This is a genomic window from Vibrio rotiferianus CAIM 577 = LMG 21460, assembly GCF_002741985.1.
GTDB lineage: Bacteria > Pseudomonadota > Gammaproteobacteria > Enterobacterales > Vibrionaceae > Vibrio > Vibrio rotiferianus.
This window is the reverse complement of sequence record NZ_APHW01000029.1, coordinates 35,239-51,837: the sequence shown is the minus strand read 5'-3', so window position 1 is coordinate 51,837 and position 16,599 is coordinate 35,239. Positions and strand designations below refer to the sequence as shown.

Below are 16,599 nucleotides of genomic sequence, written 5' to 3'. Positions count from 1 at the left end.
TGAAGGTGGTCGTCACACTCCATTCTTCAAAGGCTACCGTCCACAGTTCTACTTCCGTACAACTGACGTAACTGGTGACATCTCTCTACCAGAAGGCGTAGAAATGGTAATGCCAGGCGACAACATCCAAATGCAAGTTGAGCTAATCGCTCCTATCGCTATGGACGAAGGTCTACGTTTCGCTATCCGTGAAGGTGGCCGTACAGTAGGTGCTGGTGTTGTTGCTAAGATCTTCGACTAATTCTTAACGAATTAATCGTAATCTTGCACTCTTCTTCTTTTTGAAGAAAGCGCTAGAAAAAGGGAAGCTAAGGCTTCCCTTTTTTATATCTGCTATTTCTCTTTCCAATATGGTTATAAGCCCCCCCCTCTCTTTGTTATGCTTTTTATCATTGAAAAACATAACCTTATATCATTCCAAGTTTCCCATTTTTCTAGCGTCACGCTAAGTCCCTGAAAATGACTTAAACTGTCCAAATCCATATAACAAAACGTTCTGTAATTCGTGTTATTACAACTAGCAACAAGAACGATTCTTGTTTATATTTCGCTCCAAAGTAAAATTTAAAGGTTGTGAGTATGTACGTTTGTCTTTGTCATGGTGTCTCTGACAAGAAAATTAGGAAGTTGGCGATAGATGAAGGCGTAACTGACATCAGAGGAATCAAGCGATGCACAGCTCTAGGTAGCCAATGTGGCAAGTGCATCAAACAAGCGAAAGAAATGTTAGCGGAAACGGAATACTTAACACTGAAACAAGCTAGCTAATTATTAGTTAGGGCTTTTTGACACCTTCTCATTTGCTTCTACATTTAAATGAAGCCAAAGAGGAGGGCTTTGTCATGAAAGGCGATCCAATCATAATTCAACATCTCAATAAAGTGCTCGGTAATGAGCTCGTCGCTATTAATCAATATTTCCTACACGCTCGTATGTACAAAGACTGGGGGTTAAAGCACTTAGCCGATAAGGAGTACCACGAGTCAATCGATGAAATGAAGCACGCCGATCACTTGATCGAACGAATTCTGTTTTTAGAAGGTTTACCTAACTTACAAGATCTCGGTAAGTTGATGATTGGTGAAGATACCAAAGAGATGCTTGAGTGTGATCTTAAACTCGAGATGGCGGCCATTCCTGATCTTAAAGATGCCATCGCTTATGCCGAAGATATTCGTGATTATGTTTCACGCGATCTATTCCAAGATATCCTTGAAGACGAAGAAGAGCATGTCGATTGGCTTGAGACGCAACTGGGCTTGATTGAGATGTCCGGCATTGAGAATTACCTACAAGCGCAGTACGTGGATGAAGAGTGAGATTATATTTCGCTGTTTTCTTTTCCGAACTAAGTGATTAAGAGAGCACCTGACCTGTAAAAAGGGTGCTCATCACTAATATCTGGTCTAATCTCTTTTATTATCGGCCTTTTTAAGGATATAGCTCGCAATCTAGCCTATGAAGTTTGACTTCTATCCTTTAGAATTTATTCCCCCGTACCGAAAAATAACAAAAGAGAAACGATCCATGTCTGAAGACAATCGCCAAGAAGTCACCCCAGAAGAAGAACGCCGCCAACAAGCATTAGACTACCATGCGTACCCAACTCCGGGAAAAATCGCAGTAGAGCTGACTAAGCCTGCTGAAACTGCCAACGATCTTGCATTGGCATACAGCCCAGGTGTTGCGGAACCTGTTCGTGAAATCGCACAGAATGCTGATAATGTGTACAAGTATACGGCGAAGGGCAACATGGTTGCGGTTATTTCTAACGGTACGGCGATTCTTGGTTTGGGTAACCTTGGCCCGCTAGCTTCTAAGCCAGTAATGGAAGGTAAAGCACTGCTATTCAAACGCTTTGCTGGGCTAGATTCTATTGATATCGAAGTAAAACATCGTACGATCGACGAATTTGTCGACACAGTAGCAAACATTGCTGACACTTTCGGTGGTATCAACTTAGAAGATATCAAAGCACCAGATTGTTTTGAGATTGAAAAGCGTCTTATCGAACGTTGTGACGTGCCAGTATTTCATGATGACCAACACGGTACAGCAATCGTAACGGCAGCGGGTATGCTGAATGCAATCGAGCTGCAAGGTAAGAAGTTAGAAGAATCAACCATCGTTTGTCTTGGTGCAGGTGCTGCAGCTGTGGCATGTATGGAGCTGTTGATCAAATGTGGCGCAATGCGCGAGAAGATCTACATGCTGGATCGTAAAGGGGTGATCCATACACGTCGTGACGACCTAAACGAATACAAACAGTTGTTCGCAAACAACACTGACAAGCGCACGCTTGAAGATGTGATTGAAGGTGCGGATCTGTTCTTGGGTGTATCGGGTCCAAACCTACTACCAGCAGAAGCGTTGAAGCTAATGGCAGACAAGCCAGTTGTGTTCGCATGTTCAAACCCAGATCCAGAAATCAAACCTGAACTGGCTCACGAAGTGCGTGATGACTTGATCATGGGTACTGGTCGTAGTGACTACCCGAACCAAGTAAACAACGTACTGTGTTTCCCATTCATCTTCCGTGGGGCGTTGGACGTTCGTGCAAGCGAAATCAACGATGAGATGAAGTTAGCGGCTGTTGATGCGATTCGTGAGTTGGCTAAAGAGCCTGTGCCTGAAGCGGTACTGAAGGCGGCGGGCGTAGATAAGCTAGAGTTTGGTTCTGATTACATCATTCCAAAACCAATGGATTCGCGTCTGTTACCACGTGTTGCGAAAGCCGTTGCTCAAGCAGCAGTTGATTCGGGTGTTGCTCGCATTGAAATGCCAGAAAATTACATGGCTGAGTAAGTGATAGAATAGAATTCTTCAGATAAAGGAAAGGGACGCAGTAGCGTCCCTTTTTAGTTTGCTCTGAAGCTACCCCCGGCGTAGCGTCATCATGCTAACGAATTTGTAAGCAATTATTCTTCGTCAAACGCTTCGAATTCGATGCCCATAGCCGTCATCAGCGCTTTCGCTTCTGTAGGAATATCATCTGGACGGTCTTTACGAAGGTCTTCGTCAGTTGGCAGTGGTTGACCTGTGTACGCATGTAGGAACGCTTCACATAGTAGTTCACTGTTAGTTGCATGGCGTAAGTTGTTGATCTGACGGCGAGTTCGCTCATCAGTCAGCACCTTTAAAACTTTTAGCGGGATAGAGACGGTAATCTTTTTTACTTGTTCGCTTTTTTTACCGTGCTCAGCATACGGGCTAATGTATTCGCCATTCCAGTCAGCCATTGCGCACCTTCATTAATGTAATAAGTTAGAAAAATAAATATAGGTGCTGATTTTAGCTGCATTTACCGCCATAAGCAAAGACATATAGACGTCTAGAAGTGTTGACGTCTTATTTTTAGACAAGTAAAGTGAGGTTAATAGTCAGGGAAGAGTATTAATCAAGTGAGCAGCATAAGCTAGATATAGCGCATTCCCATTTAGATGTCACCACCCGTGAAAGGATACACCCATGAGCACCCGTAAGCCTGCGACCATTGCTGTACGCACTGGTATCGAGTCAGACAGTCAATACCACGCTGTAGTACCACCAATCTACCTTTCTACTAACTATGGATTCCCTGCATTTGGTGAAGTTCCACAGTACGATTACACCCGTTCCGGTAACCCAAACCGAGGTCTGCTGGAGAAAGCGCTATACGAACTTGAATCAGGTAAAGGTGCGGTTGTCACTAACTGCGGTACGTCGGCATTAAACCTTTGGGTATCGGCATTTCTTGGTCCTGATGACTTAATTGTGGCGCCACACGATTGCTACGGGGGGGGACCTATCGTCTGTTCAATACTCGAGCAAGCAAAGGTGATTTTAAAGTTCTGTTTGTCGACCAATCGGATCAGCAAGCTCTGGATGCTGCGATTGCTAAAAAGCCAAAGCTTGTCTTACTAGAAACACCGTCTAACCCGCTCGTGCGCGTGGTCGATATTGCGGCAGTATGCGAGAAAGCGAAGCAGGTAGGCGCATTAGTCGCAGTGGATAATACCTTTTTGACACCTGTGTACCAAAAGCCTTTAGATCTAGGTGCGGACTTTGTTATCCACTCAACGACGAAGTACATTAATGGTCACTCTGACGTGATTGGTGGTGTGGTGATCACTAAAAGCGAAGAGCATGCTGAAGAGTTGGCATGGTGGGGCAACTGCATTGGTGCAACGGGTACACCATTTGATAGCTACATGACGCTTAGAGGAATTCGTACGTTGGGTGCACGAATGCGAGTTCACGAAGAAAGCTCTCAGCAAGTGTTGACGTATTTACAAACGCAATCTTTGGTGGCGAAGATTTACCACCCTAGTTTGCCAGAGCATCCGGGTCACGACATCGCGAAAAAACAACAATCAGGTTTTGGTTCAATGCTGAGCTTTGAGTTTGCTGGCTCATTTGAGCAGCTAAAAGTGTTTGTTAAAGAACTTGAACTCTTCTCTCTTGCAGAGTCGCTAGGCGGGGTAGAAAGCTTGATCTGCCACCCAGCTTCAATGACGCATCGTGCGATGGGTGAAGAAGCACTGGCTGAAGCAGGTGTCTCTGAGCAGTTGCTACGGTTATCTGTTGGCTTGGAAGATGCGCAGGATCTGATTACCGATCTTGAGCAAGCATTCGCGAAAGCAGCACAGTAGTTGGGAGAGGAAGGTCATGAGTGTACAACGTCAGCTGCATAAATTTGGCGGCAGCAGCTTAGCGAACCCAGAATGCTACCAGCGCGTGGTGAGTATTCTTAAAGAGTATTCGGCAGAAAATGACTTGGTGGTGGTCTCTGCGGCAGGGAAAACCACCAATCGCTTGATCGAGTTTTTAGAAGGCTTAGATAAAGACGGTCGCATTGCCCATGAAGCGTTGCAGAGCTTGCGACAGTTCCAAACTGAATTGGTAGAAGCTTTACTAGAAGGTGAAGTGCAAGCGCAACTGCTTGCTTCTCTTCAAGATGAATTCAGTACCCTAGCAGAGTTAACTGCGCCACTTACAGAGGCGCAAAAAGCAGCAGTGCTTGGGCATGGTGAAGTATGGTCGTCACGCTTACTGGCTGCACTGTTATCACAACAGGATCTTCCTGCGGTAGCGCAAGATTCTCGCGCCTTTTTACGCGCAGAAGCTGGAACACAGCCAGAAGTTGACCGAGCTCGCTCTTATGCATTGATCAAAGAAGCATTGACTCAACACAACCATAAACGCGTAATCATCACCGGATTTATGGCACAAAACGAAGCTGGTGAGACGGTACTGCTGGGGCGTAATGGCTCTGACTATTCAGCAACGGTGATTGGTGCATTGGCTGAGGTAAACACAGTGACCATCTGGAGCGATGTTGCTGGCGTTTACAGTGCAGACCCACGTTTAGTGTCGGATGCTTGCTTGTTGCCGCTGCTGCGTTTAGATGAGGCGAGTGAACTTGCGCGTTTGGCTGCGCCAGTGCTGCACAGTCGTACACTACAGCCTGTTGCTCAAAGCACGATGGATTTGAACCTCAAATGCAGCTATCAACCGGAATCAGGTTCAACGCGTATTGAGCGCGTATTGGCTTCAGGTCGCGGTGCTAAAATCATTACGTCTCTTGATGAAGTGTTGTTGGTTCAACTGTCTTTTATCCACGGTCACGATTTTGAGCGTGCGCAGAAAGAAGTATTGCAAGCCCTAAAGCGTGCCCAACTGGAGCCATTAGCGTTTGAAGCGCAAGAGGATCAGCAAACCTTGCGCTTAGCCTACACTGCTGAGATTGCAGGCGGGGCATTAGCTTATCTGCAAGAGTTAGCCGTTGAAGCAGAGATCAAACTAAAAGAAGGCTACTCACTGCTTGCTGCCGTCGGTGCTGGCGTGACAAAAAACGCAAATCACTGCTTTGGTTTTTACCAACAGCTAAAGCATTCACCGGTGGAGTTTATTTCTGAGGCGGAATCTGGCTTGAGCTTGGTCGCGGTGTTACGCCGCGCAGAAGTGGAAGGATTAGTGCAAAGTATTCATAGCCAACTGTTTCAAGCACAGAAGCGTGTCGCTGTCGCCTTGTGCGGTAAAGGCAACATTGGCTCAAGTTGGTTAGCGCTGTTTTCTGAGCAAAAAGAAGAGCTCGAAAAACGTCACGGTATGAGCTTTGAGCTAGTGGCAGTGGTCGATAGCCAGACTTATTGGTTCGATGAAAATGGTATCGATGCAGCAACAGTTGCCCAGCGTTTTAATGATGAGAGTATCGAGAATGATGATAAGTGGTTAACTAAGCTTGGTGCGATTCAGAATTTTGATGAAGCGGTGGTGCTTGATGTCACCGCGAGTAAAGAGTTAGCGTCACGTTATGTGGAGATCGCGCAACAAGGTATTCATCTTATCTCGGCAAACAAAGTGGCTGGCTCTGCTGGTAGTCAGTACTACCATCAAGTACAAGACGCTTTTGCTAAGATTGGTCGCCACTGGCTGTACAATGCCACCGTTGGTGCAGGGCTGCCGATAAACCATACCGTTCGAGATTTGCGTGAAAGTGGTGATGATATCGTCGCACTATCAGGCATCTTCTCTGGCACGCTATCGTGGTTATTCCAGCAGTTTGATGGCTCAGTGCCGTTCGCTGAACTGGTCGATTTAGCATGGCAACAAGGTTTGACTGAACCCGACCCTCGCTCTGATTTAGATGGATCTGACGTGATGCGTAAACTGGTTATCCTCGCTCGCGAATCAGGTTTAGATATTGAGCCGGAGAGCGTGAGAGTGGAATCACTTGTACCGGAGGAATTGCGAGAATTGAGCTTGGATGCGTTCTTTGATCATGGCGATATACTAAGTGAGATTCTGCAAGAGCGTCTGACCAAAGCGCAGAAAAACGATCAAGTGCTGCGTTATGTCGCGCGTTTAGAGCGTAATGGCAAAGCAACGGTGGGTGTTGAAGCATTATCACGCGAGCACGCACTGGCGAACTTGCTGCCGTGTGACAATATCTTCGCTATCGAGAGTAAATGGTACAAAGACAACCCATTAGTGATTCGTGGTCCAGGTGCAGGGCGTGAAGTGACCGCTGGGGCGATTCAATCAGACCTGAATCGCTTGGCAGGTTTGTTCTAATCTGACCAAACCAATTTTTGCGAACGACAACAAAACCTCGGACTATCTCCGGGTTTTTTTATTATTTTGATAATGCCATACTGAATAGGAAATTTCGGCTAAGGATTAGCCATACAGCAACTTGAACTATCCTCATTATGAACTTGAAAAAAATTCATAATCACAAGGTTGACATTAAATCGTATTCAATACATTCTGTAGACATATAGACGTCTAAACGTCGATTTAAGGAATTTTGATTTCGTGGTGGAGTTGCCACAGGGAGAGTAAGATGGGATATACGCATGCAGGGCACATTGATGCCTTAAACCAGAACATCGCTGAACTATCAGATAATATCAACGTCTCATTTGAGTTTTTTCCACCAAGCAGTGAGAAGATGGAAGAAACACTGTGGAACTCAGTACATCGTCTTAAAACTCTTCAACCAAAATTCGTTTCTGTAACGTACGGCGCAAACTCAGGCGAGCGTGACAGAACTCACTCAATCATTAAAGAAATCAAAGCGGCGACCGGCCTTGTGGCTGCACCCCACCTAACGTGTATCGATGCAACTCGTGATGAGTTGATCGATATTGCTGATGATTACTGGAATAACGGTATCAAAAACATCGTTGCTTTACGTGGTGACATTCCACCAGGTGGTGGTGCGCCAGATATGTACGCATCGGACTTGGTAGAGTTGCTTAAAGCGCGTCATGATTTTGATATCTCAGTGGCGGCATTTCCAGAAGTACATCCAGAAGCGAAAAGCGCCCAATCGGATCTTCTTAACCTAAAGCGTAAAGTGGATGCAGGTGCTAACCGCGCGATTACTCAGTTCTTCTTTGATGTGGAGTCTTACCTACGTTTCCGTGACCGCTGTGTTGCGGCAGGTATCGATGTAGAAATTGTTCCGGGCATCTTGCCAGTTTCAAACTTCAAGCAAGCCTCTCGCTTTGCGGCGCAGAACAATGTGAAAGTACCAGGTTGGATGAGCAAGCAGTTTGAAGGCTTGGATGATGACCCTGTGACACGCCAGCTCGTTGGTGCTAGCCAAGCGATTGATATGGTGCGTGTACTAAGCCGTGAAGGAGTGAAAGATTTCCACTTCTATACGCTTAACCGTGCAGAGATGACTTATGCGTTATGCCATACTCTAGGCGTACGTCCACAAGTGGCTGTTGGCGCTTAATACGCTTTCCCAGATAGACAAAAGGCTTGCCCATCGGCAAGCCTTTTTCGTTTCAATTTAAGTGACAGAATTAGCCGATCACTTCAAGTTCAGTCAGTACTTCTTCCGCCCAGTTAATCCACGCTTCACGTAGCATTAGATTACGACGAAGTGTTAGACGTTCTAGGCGCGCTTGCTTGTCTAGCGTTGATGGTGTTGCGTAGTACGCTGCTTCGATTTCTTTGTAGTGAGAAACCAGCTTACGAGATTCTTCTACAAGCTCAGAAAGTTGATCACGGAACGGTGCCGCAGGTTGTACTGCACAAGCGATCAGTTTCGCAGAGAATTCGTCACGTACCGTTGGGTGTGCTGTTGGTTGATCAAACCACTCTCCCAGCGCGCTGCGGCCAGCGTCAGTGATTGAGTAAACCTTGCGGTCTGGTTTGCCTTCTTGAGGTTCTAATACGCAAGTAACCAGTTCTTTCTCAGCCATTTTGTTTAGTTCACGGTAAACTTGTTGGTGACTTGCTTTCCAGAAGTAACCGATGCTAGCTGAGAATTCTTTAGTGATGTCGTAACCGGTAGCGTCGCGAGTGCTAAGTACAGTTAAGATTACGTGTGGTAATGACATGTCTTCAATCCAAATGGTCAATAAACTTGTAAACAAGCTATCTACACTTTCAGTTGCGTTCTTAATGACGCTTGAGTTTTTTAATGTGTAAATAGCACCAACAATGTTGGTCCTGTCACCTTAAAGCCGTTTATCACCTAGAGTGATGGGGTGCCCATCGAGCTGGAGCTTATTTGATTGGACTTGTGAGCTTCCAGCAGGCAAGTAGTATATAAATAATAAGCATGAAGTGGAATACTAGGACAAAATTACCCAAAAAAACTAATAAAATACTCAATAGTGTTTTTTGGTAGTGTTTTGTTTTGTATTGCTGGGACTTTTTGTTTTTTCTTTAGAGTTATTTACTGGTTATTTCTTGTTCTGAGAGTGAAAGTGATTGGTGGGTAATAATAAAGGCTGAGCTTTCACTCAGCCTTTTGGTTTTTTCTGCGTAGTTTAACCAGTGTTACGCATACCTGCTGCGATACCAGCAATCGTCACCATTAGGGCTTCTTCCAAGTTTGCAGAAGGCTCCTCAGTTTGGCGAGTTCGGTACAGCAACTCAGCTTGAAGCATGTTCAATGGCTCAACGTAGATGTTACGTAGACGGATGGATTCAAGACCCCAAGGGTCACTCTGCATTAAGTTCTCGTTGTTTTCTACATTCAGAACGGACTTGATGTCTTGCTGAAGTTGATCACGCAGACGGTCACCCAATGGCAACAGCTGACTTTCAACTAAGCGTTGATCATAGTAGCGGGAGATATCCATGTTGCACTTGGTGTAAACCATCTCGAGCATACCTAAGCGAGTAGAGAAAAATGGCCATTCACGACACATCTCTTCCAGTAACGCCTGGTGGCCTTTGTCTACAGAGTACTGAATGGCTTCACCTGCACCTAACCACGCAGGCAGAACCAAACGGTTTTGACTCCAAGAGAAGATCCACGGAATCGCACGTAAGCTTTCTACACCTCCGTTTGGATTACGTTTCGCTGGACGAGAGCCCAGAGGTAGTTTGCCCAACTCTAGTTCAGGTGTTGTTTGACGGAAGTAAGGGACGAAATCAGGCTCACCGCGAACGACGTTACGGTACGCTTCACAGCTGACTTCAGACAGGACATCCATTAGGTCACGCCACTCTTGCTTAGGCTCTGGTGGTGGCAGTAGGTTCGCTTCTAGAATAGCACTTGCATACAGATTGAAGCTGTTTACCGCAACATCTGGTAGGCCAAGCTTAAAGCGAATCATCTCGCCTTGTTCTGTTACACGCAGACCACCTTTTAGACTCTTAGGTGGCTGAGACAGTAGTGCAGCATGTGCTGGCGCACCACCGCGACCAATCGTACCGCCACGGCCATGGAATAGCGTCAGTTCAACGCCTTCTTCTTCTGCAACCTTAACCAGTGAATCCATCGCGTGGTATTGAGCCCAGCCCGCCGACATTACACCTGCATCTTTTGCAGAGTCAGAGTAGCCGATCATCACCATTTGGTGGTTTTGGATAAAGCCGCGGTATAGGTCGATGCCCATCAGTTGTTTGATTACCGCTTCTGCATTGTTCAAATCGTCTAGCGTTTCGAACAGAGGACATACGTCCATGCGGTAAGGACAACCTGCTTCTTGCAACAGTAGGTGCACGGCAAGTACGTCAGAAGCGGTACGTGCCATTGAGATAACGTAAGCACCAAACGCTTCGCGAGGTTGCGCAGCAACAATCTTACAGGTATCCAAAACCTCTTTAACTGGTTCTGATGGTTCCCAGTCACGAGGTAGAAGAGGGCGCTTAGATGCAAGTTCGTTGGTTAGGAAAGCTACCTTATCTTGCTCGCTCCACTGCTCATAGTCACCAATACCTAGATAACGAGTCAGTTCAGATAGAACATCGGCATGACGAGTACTTTCTTGACGGATATCGAGACGAACTAAGTGGATACCGAACGCTTTAACACGGCGTAGCGTATCCAGCAGTGAGCCGTTAGCAATCACGCCCATGCCACATTCGTTTAGTGATTGGTAACACGCGTAGAGCGGTTCCCAAAGCTGCTCTACTTTTTGCAGTGGCGCTTTGACTGCCAGTTTCTGGCCATGAACTTTCGCGTCTAGAATGTCTTTGGTTTCGTTCAATAGTGAACGAAGCTGTTTCAGGATCGCACGGTATGGTTCGTGCTGATCATCACCGGCAAGCTCACGAACTTTATCGTTGCATACTGTCATCGACAGTTCGCTGATCAGCTCGTTGATGTCATTAAGGTATAGGTCTGCCGCTTTCCAGCGAGACAGAAGCAGTACTTCACGAGTCACGCTGTGGGTTACAAATGGGTTACCGTCACGGTCACCACCCATCCAAGATGAGAAGTGCACAGGGCGGGCATCAATTGGTAGACCTTCGCCAAGGTAAGATTTCAGGCGGTCGTTCATTTCACGTAGGAAGTCAGGTACGGCTTCCCATAGTGAGTTCTCTACAACCGCAAAGCCCCACTTGGCTTCATCAAGAGGCGTTGGACGCTGCTGACGGATAACGTCAGAGTGCCAGCTTTGAACGATAAGTTGCTCAAGGCGACGTTCAGTTTTCTTACGCTCTTTGAAAGAGAGATCGCTCAGCTCTAGCTTAGATAGGCACTCGTTGATCTTCACCAGTTTGTTGATCATGGTGCGACGAGTGATTTCGGTTGGGTGCGCAGTTAGAACCAATTCAATGTTCAGGTCGCGAACCGCTTGTGCCGTGTCTAGCTTGCTCACATCATTTTGCACTAGCTTTGAGAACAGCGAGTTAATTGCGTCAGGTTCGCAGATATGCTCTTCACAGTGGCGTGAGATGGTATGGTACTGCTCAGCAATATTAGTCAGGTTTAGAAATTGGTTGAACGCGCGGGTAACAGGCGTCAATTGCTCATCGGGTAAGCTTTTAATTTCTTCAATTAAGCTTTCTCTGTCAGCATTATTTCCAGCTTGGGCTGATTTGGATAATTTACGAATGGTTTCCACTTTCTCGAAGATTTCTTCGCCATGGGCATCGCGAATTGTGTTGCCCAGAAGGTGGCCCAACATGCGCACATTGCTTTTAAGTGCGGCGTATTTCTCGTTCATTGTCATCCTGCCTCGTAAAAAAACTACATCCATTGTCCTTGTTAAGACTCCAATCTAGCGAAAATCACCAGTTCTAGTCAAATAAAGCAGAGTAAGTTTGCAATTATTCCGCTGCTGACCTGATTTAGAGCAAAATTAGGCCAGCTTATCTCAGTAGAAGTGAAAATTAATTACAAAATGGCCGTTAAAATAAGGATATAGCGTGCTAGAAGAATAGTGGTAAAGAGAACAAAATGCAGCTCAATCGAGCTGCATTGTGAAGCGAGTACAGAATGCGACTAGCAACAATATTTTACCATTGCGCGTGATAGCACATCGATGGTTGGGTCGATAAAGTCGAAGGAGAGGAACTCATCTGGCTGGTGGGCTTGGTCAATAGAACCAGGGCCGAGAACCAGCGTTGGACACAACTGTTGAAGGAAAGGCGCTTCAGTACAGTAGTTGACGGTTTCTGAACTGGTTTGGCAGATCTCTTCAACACCACCAATAAATGGGTGGTCATGTTGGCATTCGTAACCCGGAATTGGCTCGTGCAGGGGAATAATCTCTAATCGCCCTGGCCATTTTGCTTCGACTTCTTTTAATGCGCCACGCAGCATGTTCTCCAAACCATCAAGACTGATCCCAGGAAGAGGGCGCACGTCGTAATGCAGTTCACAACAACCACAAATGCGGTTTGCGCTGTCACCGCCATGGATATGACCAAGGTTTAGGGTAGGGCTTGGAATGGCAAAACCCGGATGGTGATACTCTTTTACTAGCTTGTCACGCAGTTGCATCATAGCAAACATGACTTCATGCATGATTTCAATGGCGTTGACGCCGAGCGCTGGATCGGATGAGTGACCGGATTTGCCGGTTACGCGAATGGCATTTGCCACATGCCCTTTGTGACCACGAATGGGTACAAGGCTGGTGGGCTCACCAATGATGCAGTAGTCCGGTTTAAAAGGCGCATTCTCAGTAAAATGACGCGCACCCAGCATGGTGGTTTCTTCATCACAGGTCGCCAATACATAAAGCGGCTTGGTCTGCTTACTCCAATCGACTTTCTTTACCGCTTCATAAATAAAGGCAAAGAAGCCTTTCATATCCGCAGTACCCAAACCGTAAAAGCGGTTGTCTTTCTCGGTCAGCTTATGTGGATCAAAACTCCAGCGTCCTTCATCAAATGGCACGGTATCGCTGTGACCAGCTAGAAGTAGACCGCCTTCACCTTCGCCCATACGTGCGATCATATTGTGTTTGCCTGGTTCCACTTCGATCACTTCAACGCTGAAGCCAAGATCTTTAAACCAAGAAGCTAGCTTCTCGATCACTTTGGCATTGCCTTGATCCCAGCTTGGATCGGTTGAGCTGATCGAAGAGGTGCTGATCAGTCCTTCATAGACCTCTAGAAAACTTGGTAATTGCATGGATTCTTCAATTCTCCTATTGACAGACAGAGCACAAAAATGTAAAACACATATTAAATCATATTTAATGAATAAAAAATCAAAATAAAGCAAAAATTAAATATGAATAGTCATTTTGAGCTTTAAGTATATGGATGTCATGTAATGCTAAAAACCACGATTATCGGAGCCAGCGGCTACACCGGCGCAGAGTTGGCTTTAATGGTCAACAAACACCCTGAACTCACGCTATCAGGTTTATACGTTTCCGCCAATAGCGTCGATGCAGGAAAGAATATTGCTCAATTGCACGGCAAGTTAGCGGGTGTGATTGATATGCCAGTTTCGCCACTGACTGACCCTGAGCAAGTTGCTCAAGCGTCTGATGTGGTCTTTCTGGCAACGGCCCATGAAGTGAGTCACGACCTAGCTCCAATTTTCTTAGAGGCGGGCTGTCAGGTATTCGATTTATCCGGTGCATTCCGTGTGAAAAGCGAAGGCTTTTACGACACTTTTTATGGCTTTGAACATCAATATAACAACTGGCTAGATAAAGCAGCATACGGCTTAGCAGAGTGGAACCAAGAATCAATAAAAACCACTCCTTTGATTGCAGTGGCAGGTTGCTACCCGACCGCTTCACAGCTTGCAATCAAACCTTTATTAGAACACGCATTACTGGATACCAACCAATGGCCTGTGATTAACGCAACCAGTGGTGTATCAGGTGCAGGGCGTAAAGCCTCCATGGTTAACAGCTTCTGCGAAGTGAGCTTGCAACCTTACGGTGTCTTTAACCATCGTCACCAACCAGAGATTGCTCAGCATTTGGGTTGCGATGTGATTTTTACTCCACACCTAGGCAACTTTAAGCGCGGCATTCTTGCCACCATCACGATGAAGTTGGCGCAAGGCGTCACGGAAGCACAGGTGGCGAAAGCGTTTGAACAAGCTTACCAAGGCAAGCCTGCGGTTCGTCTTAAAGGTGATGGTATTCCACGTATTCAGGATGTCGAAAATACCCCTTTCTGTGATATCGGCTGGAAGGTGCAAGGCGAACACATCATTGTGATTTCGGCGATCGACAACCTACTTAAAGGTGCATCGAGTCAAGCGATGCAATGTCTCAACATTCATTACGGTTACCCAGAACTGACAGCGTTGCTGTAGTCGTTGAAAGAGGGAAATGCGATGACGCAAACCAATCAAGCTCCTTTAGTCATTAAGCTCGGTGGTGCAGCTCTATCTTGCACTCAAACCTTAAGCCAACTGTTTGGCGCCATTGCGGCTTACCAAAAGTCGGCACAGCGACAAATCGCCATCGTTCATGGCGGTGGCTACCTAGTTGATGAGTTGATGGCAAAGCTTCAGCTTGAAACCGTAAAGAAAAACGGTCTTCGCGTGACGCCTTATGAGCAAATTCCTGTGATTGCAGGTGCGCTTGCGGGTACCGCGAACAAGATACTGCAAGGCCAAGCAATTTCTGATGGCCTGAATGCGGTGGGCCTTAGCCTTGCTGATGGTGGTTTATGTCATGTTGAAGAGCTTGACCCAGAACTAGGAGCTGTCGGCAAAGCATCACCGGGTGATTCAACCCTATTACAAGCGGTGCTAAACGCAGGTGCACTGCCGATCATCAGCTCAATTGGTCTGACTGAAAAAGGTCAGATGATGAATGTGAATGCGGACCAAGCTGCGGTTGCCGTGGCCGGTGCGTTAGATGCGGAGTTAGTACTTCTGTCTGATGTTAGCGGTGTACTCGATGGCAAAGGTCACCTGATCAAAACGCTATCCGAGCAAGAAGCCGATGCATTGATCAAAGGGCAAGTGATCACCGACGGTATGATCGTCAAAGTTAAAGCCGCTTTGGAGGCTGCCAATGATCTTGGTCGTCCTATCGAAGTTGCGACATGGCGTTACCCAGAGAAACTGACCCAGCTATTCGCGGGTGAAAGTATCGGAACGCAGTTTCTGCCGCAATAGAGCAGAAGCAAACCAGTTAAAGAATTGAACATTAGGAAGTGGTTGGCACTGACCGCCGAGAGCAGCGCCAGTTAAGTTTGGAGAAAAAACATGAGCAAAGTGAACGTAAATAAAGTGGTAGTCGCATACTCAGGCGGTCTAGATACTTCAGTAATCATCCCGTGGCTAAAAGAGAACTACGACTGTGAAGTAGTAGCTTTCGTTGCCGATGTTGGTCAAGGTGCGGAGGAGCTAGAAGGCATTGAAGCGAAAGCAAAAGCTTCTGGTGCTTCTGAATGTTACATCGCTGATCTGAAAGAAGAAATGGTAGCGGATTACATTTACCCTACGCTAAAAACCGGTGCTTACTACGAAGGTAAATACTTACTAGGTACATCAATGGCGCGTCCAATCATTGCCAAAGCGCAGGTTGAAGTTGCACGTAAAGTGGGCGCAGACGCTCTGTGCCATGGTTGTACAGGTAAAGGTAATGACCAAGTACGTTTTGAAGGTGCATTTGCAGCACTAGCACCAGATCTGCATGTTATTGCGCCTTGGCGTGAATGGGATCTAGTGAGCCGTGAAGAGTGCTTAGATTACCTAGCAGAGCGTAACATTCCTTGTTCAGCATCTCTTACTAAGATTTACTCGCGTGATGCGAACGCATGGCACATTTCTACTGAAGGTGGCGTTCTAGAAGATACATGGAACGCGCCAAATGAAGATTGCTGGGCTTGGACTGTAGACCCAGAGCAAGCACCGAATGAAGCAGAAACCGTGACGCTGAAAGTAGCGAAAGGTGAAGTTGTTGAGGTAGACGGTGAAGCGATGACACCATATAACGCGTTGGTTTACCTAAACGAAAAAGGTGCGAAGCACGGTGTTGGTCGTATCGATATTGTCGAAAACCGTCTAGTGGGAATGAAGTCTCGTGGTTGTTACGAAACTCCGGGAGGCACCATCATGATGGAAGCACTGCGTGCGGTAGAGCAACTGGTGCTGGATAAAGCGTCATTTGAATTCCGCGAGGAGCTTGGTCTGAAAGCATCACACCTTGTTTATGATGGTCGTTGGTTCACGCCGCTATGCAAGTCTATTCTTGCGGCTTCTGAGGAGCTCGCGCAAGACGTGAATGGCGAAGTGGTTGTGAAGCTTTACAAAGGTCACGCAACGGTAACGCAAAAACGTTCGGATAACAGTTTGTACTCTGAAGAGTTTGCTACTTTTGGTGAAGATGAAGTTTATGACCAAAGCCATGCTGAAGGCTTTATCCGTCTTTACTCACTATCAAGCCGTATCCGTGCGCTGAACAGCCAGAAAAAATAAGCCAATTT

13 protein-coding genes and 1 pseudogene are annotated in these 16,599 nt (G+C 46.5%); 10 read left to right on the top strand and 4 right to left on the bottom strand.

The window, feature by feature from the left end:
- The 4 genes from B853_RS13665 to B853_RS13650 form a co-directional block, all read left to right on the top strand.
- Positions 1–241: EF-Tu C-terminal domain-related protein (locus tag B853_RS13665; RefSeq protein WP_038889594.1), on the top strand; the 241-nt coding region annotated here is incomplete at its 5' end.
- A 338-nt stretch (positions 242–579) separates the two neighbouring features.
- Positions 580–768: a (2Fe-2S)-binding protein gene (locus tag B853_RS13660; protein WP_038886864.1), complete on the top strand. Its 189-nt coding sequence runs from the start codon at positions 580–582 to the stop codon at positions 766–768.
- Positions 769–842: 74 nt separating this feature from the next.
- Entirely contained in the window at positions 843–1,319 is a 477-nt protein-coding gene (gene bfr / locus B853_RS13655; RefSeq protein WP_005381359.1) for a bacterioferritin, read from the top strand.
- A 208-nt stretch (positions 1,320–1,527) separates the two neighbouring features.
- Positions 1,528–2,805 carry a malic enzyme-like NAD(P)-binding protein gene (locus B853_RS13650; RefSeq protein ID WP_009705505.1) on the top strand — a complete coding sequence of 426 codons (1,278 nt, stop codon included), beginning with the start codon at positions 1,528–1,530 and terminating at the stop codon, positions 2,803–2,805.
- 113 nt (positions 2,806–2,918) lie between these two features.
- Here the strand turns inward: B853_RS13650 and metJ are convergent, their stop codons facing one another.
- Positions 2,919–3,239: a met regulon transcriptional regulator MetJ gene (metJ, locus tag B853_RS13645; RefSeq protein WP_005432736.1), complete on the bottom strand. Its 321-nt coding sequence runs from the start codon at positions 3,237–3,239 to the stop codon at positions 2,919–2,921.
- Positions 3,240–3,468: 229 nt separating this feature from the next.
- Between metJ and B853_RS13640 the strand changes: the two are divergent.
- The 3 genes and pseudogenes from B853_RS13640 to metF all read left to right on the top strand — a co-directional run bounded on the left by B853_RS13640 (position 3,469) and on the right by metF (position 8,230).
- Positions 3,469–4,631 (top strand): annotated as a pseudogene (locus tag B853_RS13640) (O-succinylhomoserine (thiol)-lyase).
- Positions 4,632–4,647: 16 nt separating this feature from the next.
- Positions 4,648–7,056 carry a bifunctional aspartate kinase/homoserine dehydrogenase II gene (locus tag B853_RS13635; protein ID WP_038886866.1) on the top strand — a complete coding sequence of 803 codons (2,409 nt, stop codon included), beginning with the start codon at positions 4,648–4,650 and terminating at the stop codon, positions 7,054–7,056.
- 271 nt (positions 7,057–7,327) lie between these two features.
- A complete protein-coding gene (gene metF, locus B853_RS13630; RefSeq protein WP_005432740.1) occupies positions 7,328–8,230 on the top strand; it encodes a methylenetetrahydrofolate reductase in 903 nt (300 codons plus the stop codon).
- Between the two features lie 70 nt (positions 8,231–8,300).
- On the opposite strand, the gene B853_RS13625 is transcribed toward metF, so the two are convergent.
- The 3 genes from B853_RS13625 to argE form a co-directional block, all read right to left on the bottom strand.
- On the bottom strand, positions 8,301–8,840 hold the full coding sequence (locus B853_RS13625) for a PadR family transcriptional regulator (RefSeq protein ID WP_010443942.1): 540 nt from the start codon (positions 8,838–8,840) through the stop codon (positions 8,301–8,303).
- A 435-nt stretch (positions 8,841–9,275) separates the two neighbouring features.
- Positions 9,276–11,909 (bottom strand): phosphoenolpyruvate carboxylase, encoded by a 2,634-nt coding sequence (ppc, locus tag B853_RS13620; protein ID WP_038886868.1) that lies wholly within the window; start codon positions 11,907–11,909, stop codon positions 9,276–9,278.
- 278 nt (positions 11,910–12,187) lie between these two features.
- Complete coding sequence (gene argE, locus B853_RS13615; protein ID WP_038876055.1) at positions 12,188–13,324, bottom strand: acetylornithine deacetylase; 1,137 nt, start codon at positions 13,322–13,324, stop codon at positions 12,188–12,190.
- 144 nt (positions 13,325–13,468) lie between these two features.
- On the opposite strand from argE, the gene argC reads away from it, so the two are divergent.
- The 3 genes from argC to B853_RS13600 all read left to right on the top strand — a co-directional run bounded on the left by argC (position 13,469) and on the right by B853_RS13600 (position 16,591).
- Positions 13,469–14,473, top strand: a complete 1,005-nt coding sequence (gene argC / locus B853_RS13610; protein ID WP_038885600.1) for an N-acetyl-gamma-glutamyl-phosphate reductase — start codon at positions 13,469–13,471, stop codon at positions 14,471–14,473.
- 21 nt (positions 14,474–14,494) lie between these two features.
- Positions 14,495–15,286, top strand: coding sequence for an acetylglutamate kinase (gene argB / locus B853_RS13605; protein ID WP_038885603.1), 792 nt, complete (start codon positions 14,495–14,497; stop codon positions 15,284–15,286).
- Between the two features lie 90 nt (positions 15,287–15,376).
- Positions 15,377–16,591 carry an argininosuccinate synthase gene (locus tag B853_RS13600; RefSeq protein WP_005451488.1) on the top strand — a complete coding sequence of 405 codons (1,215 nt, stop codon included), beginning with the start codon at positions 15,377–15,379 and terminating at the stop codon, positions 16,589–16,591.
- Positions 16,592–16,599 lie beyond the last annotated feature (8 nt).

What these genes read in the sequence shown, in the direction of transcription:
- B853_RS13660 (WP_038886864.1), top strand. Translation starts at nt 580, where the DNA reads ATGTACGTTTGTCTTTGTCATGGTGTCTCTGACAAGAAAATTAGGAAG.
- bfr (WP_005381359.1), top strand. Translation starts at nt 843, where the DNA reads ATGAAAGGCGATCCAATCATAATTCAACATCTCAATAAAGTGCTCGGT.
- B853_RS13650 (WP_009705505.1), top strand. Translation starts at nt 1,528, where the DNA reads ATGTCTGAAGACAATCGCCAAGAAGTCACCCCAGAAGAAGAACGCCGC.
- metJ (WP_005432736.1), bottom strand. Translation starts at nt 3,239, where the DNA reads ATGGCTGACTGGAATGGCGAATACATTAGCCCGTATGCTGAGCACGGT.
- B853_RS13635 (WP_038886866.1), top strand. Translation starts at nt 4,648, where the DNA reads ATGAGTGTACAACGTCAGCTGCATAAATTTGGCGGCAGCAGCTTAGCG.
- metF (WP_005432740.1), top strand. Translation starts at nt 7,328, where the DNA reads ATGGGATATACGCATGCAGGGCACATTGATGCCTTAAACCAGAACATC.
- B853_RS13625 (WP_010443942.1), bottom strand. Translation starts at nt 8,840, where the DNA reads ATGTCATTACCACACGTAATCTTAACTGTACTTAGCACTCGCGACGCT.
- ppc (WP_038886868.1), bottom strand. Translation starts at nt 11,909, where the DNA reads ATGAACGAGAAATACGCCGCACTTAAAAGCAATGTGCGCATGTTGGGC.
- argE (WP_038876055.1), bottom strand. Translation starts at nt 13,324, where the DNA reads ATGCAATTACCAAGTTTTCTAGAGGTCTATGAAGGACTGATCAGCACC.
- argC (WP_038885600.1), top strand. Translation starts at nt 13,469, where the DNA reads ATGCTAAAAACCACGATTATCGGAGCCAGCGGCTACACCGGCGCAGAG.
- argB (WP_038885603.1), top strand. Translation starts at nt 14,495, where the DNA reads ATGACGCAAACCAATCAAGCTCCTTTAGTCATTAAGCTCGGTGGTGCA.
- B853_RS13600 (WP_005451488.1), top strand. Translation starts at nt 15,377, where the DNA reads ATGAGCAAAGTGAACGTAAATAAAGTGGTAGTCGCATACTCAGGCGGT.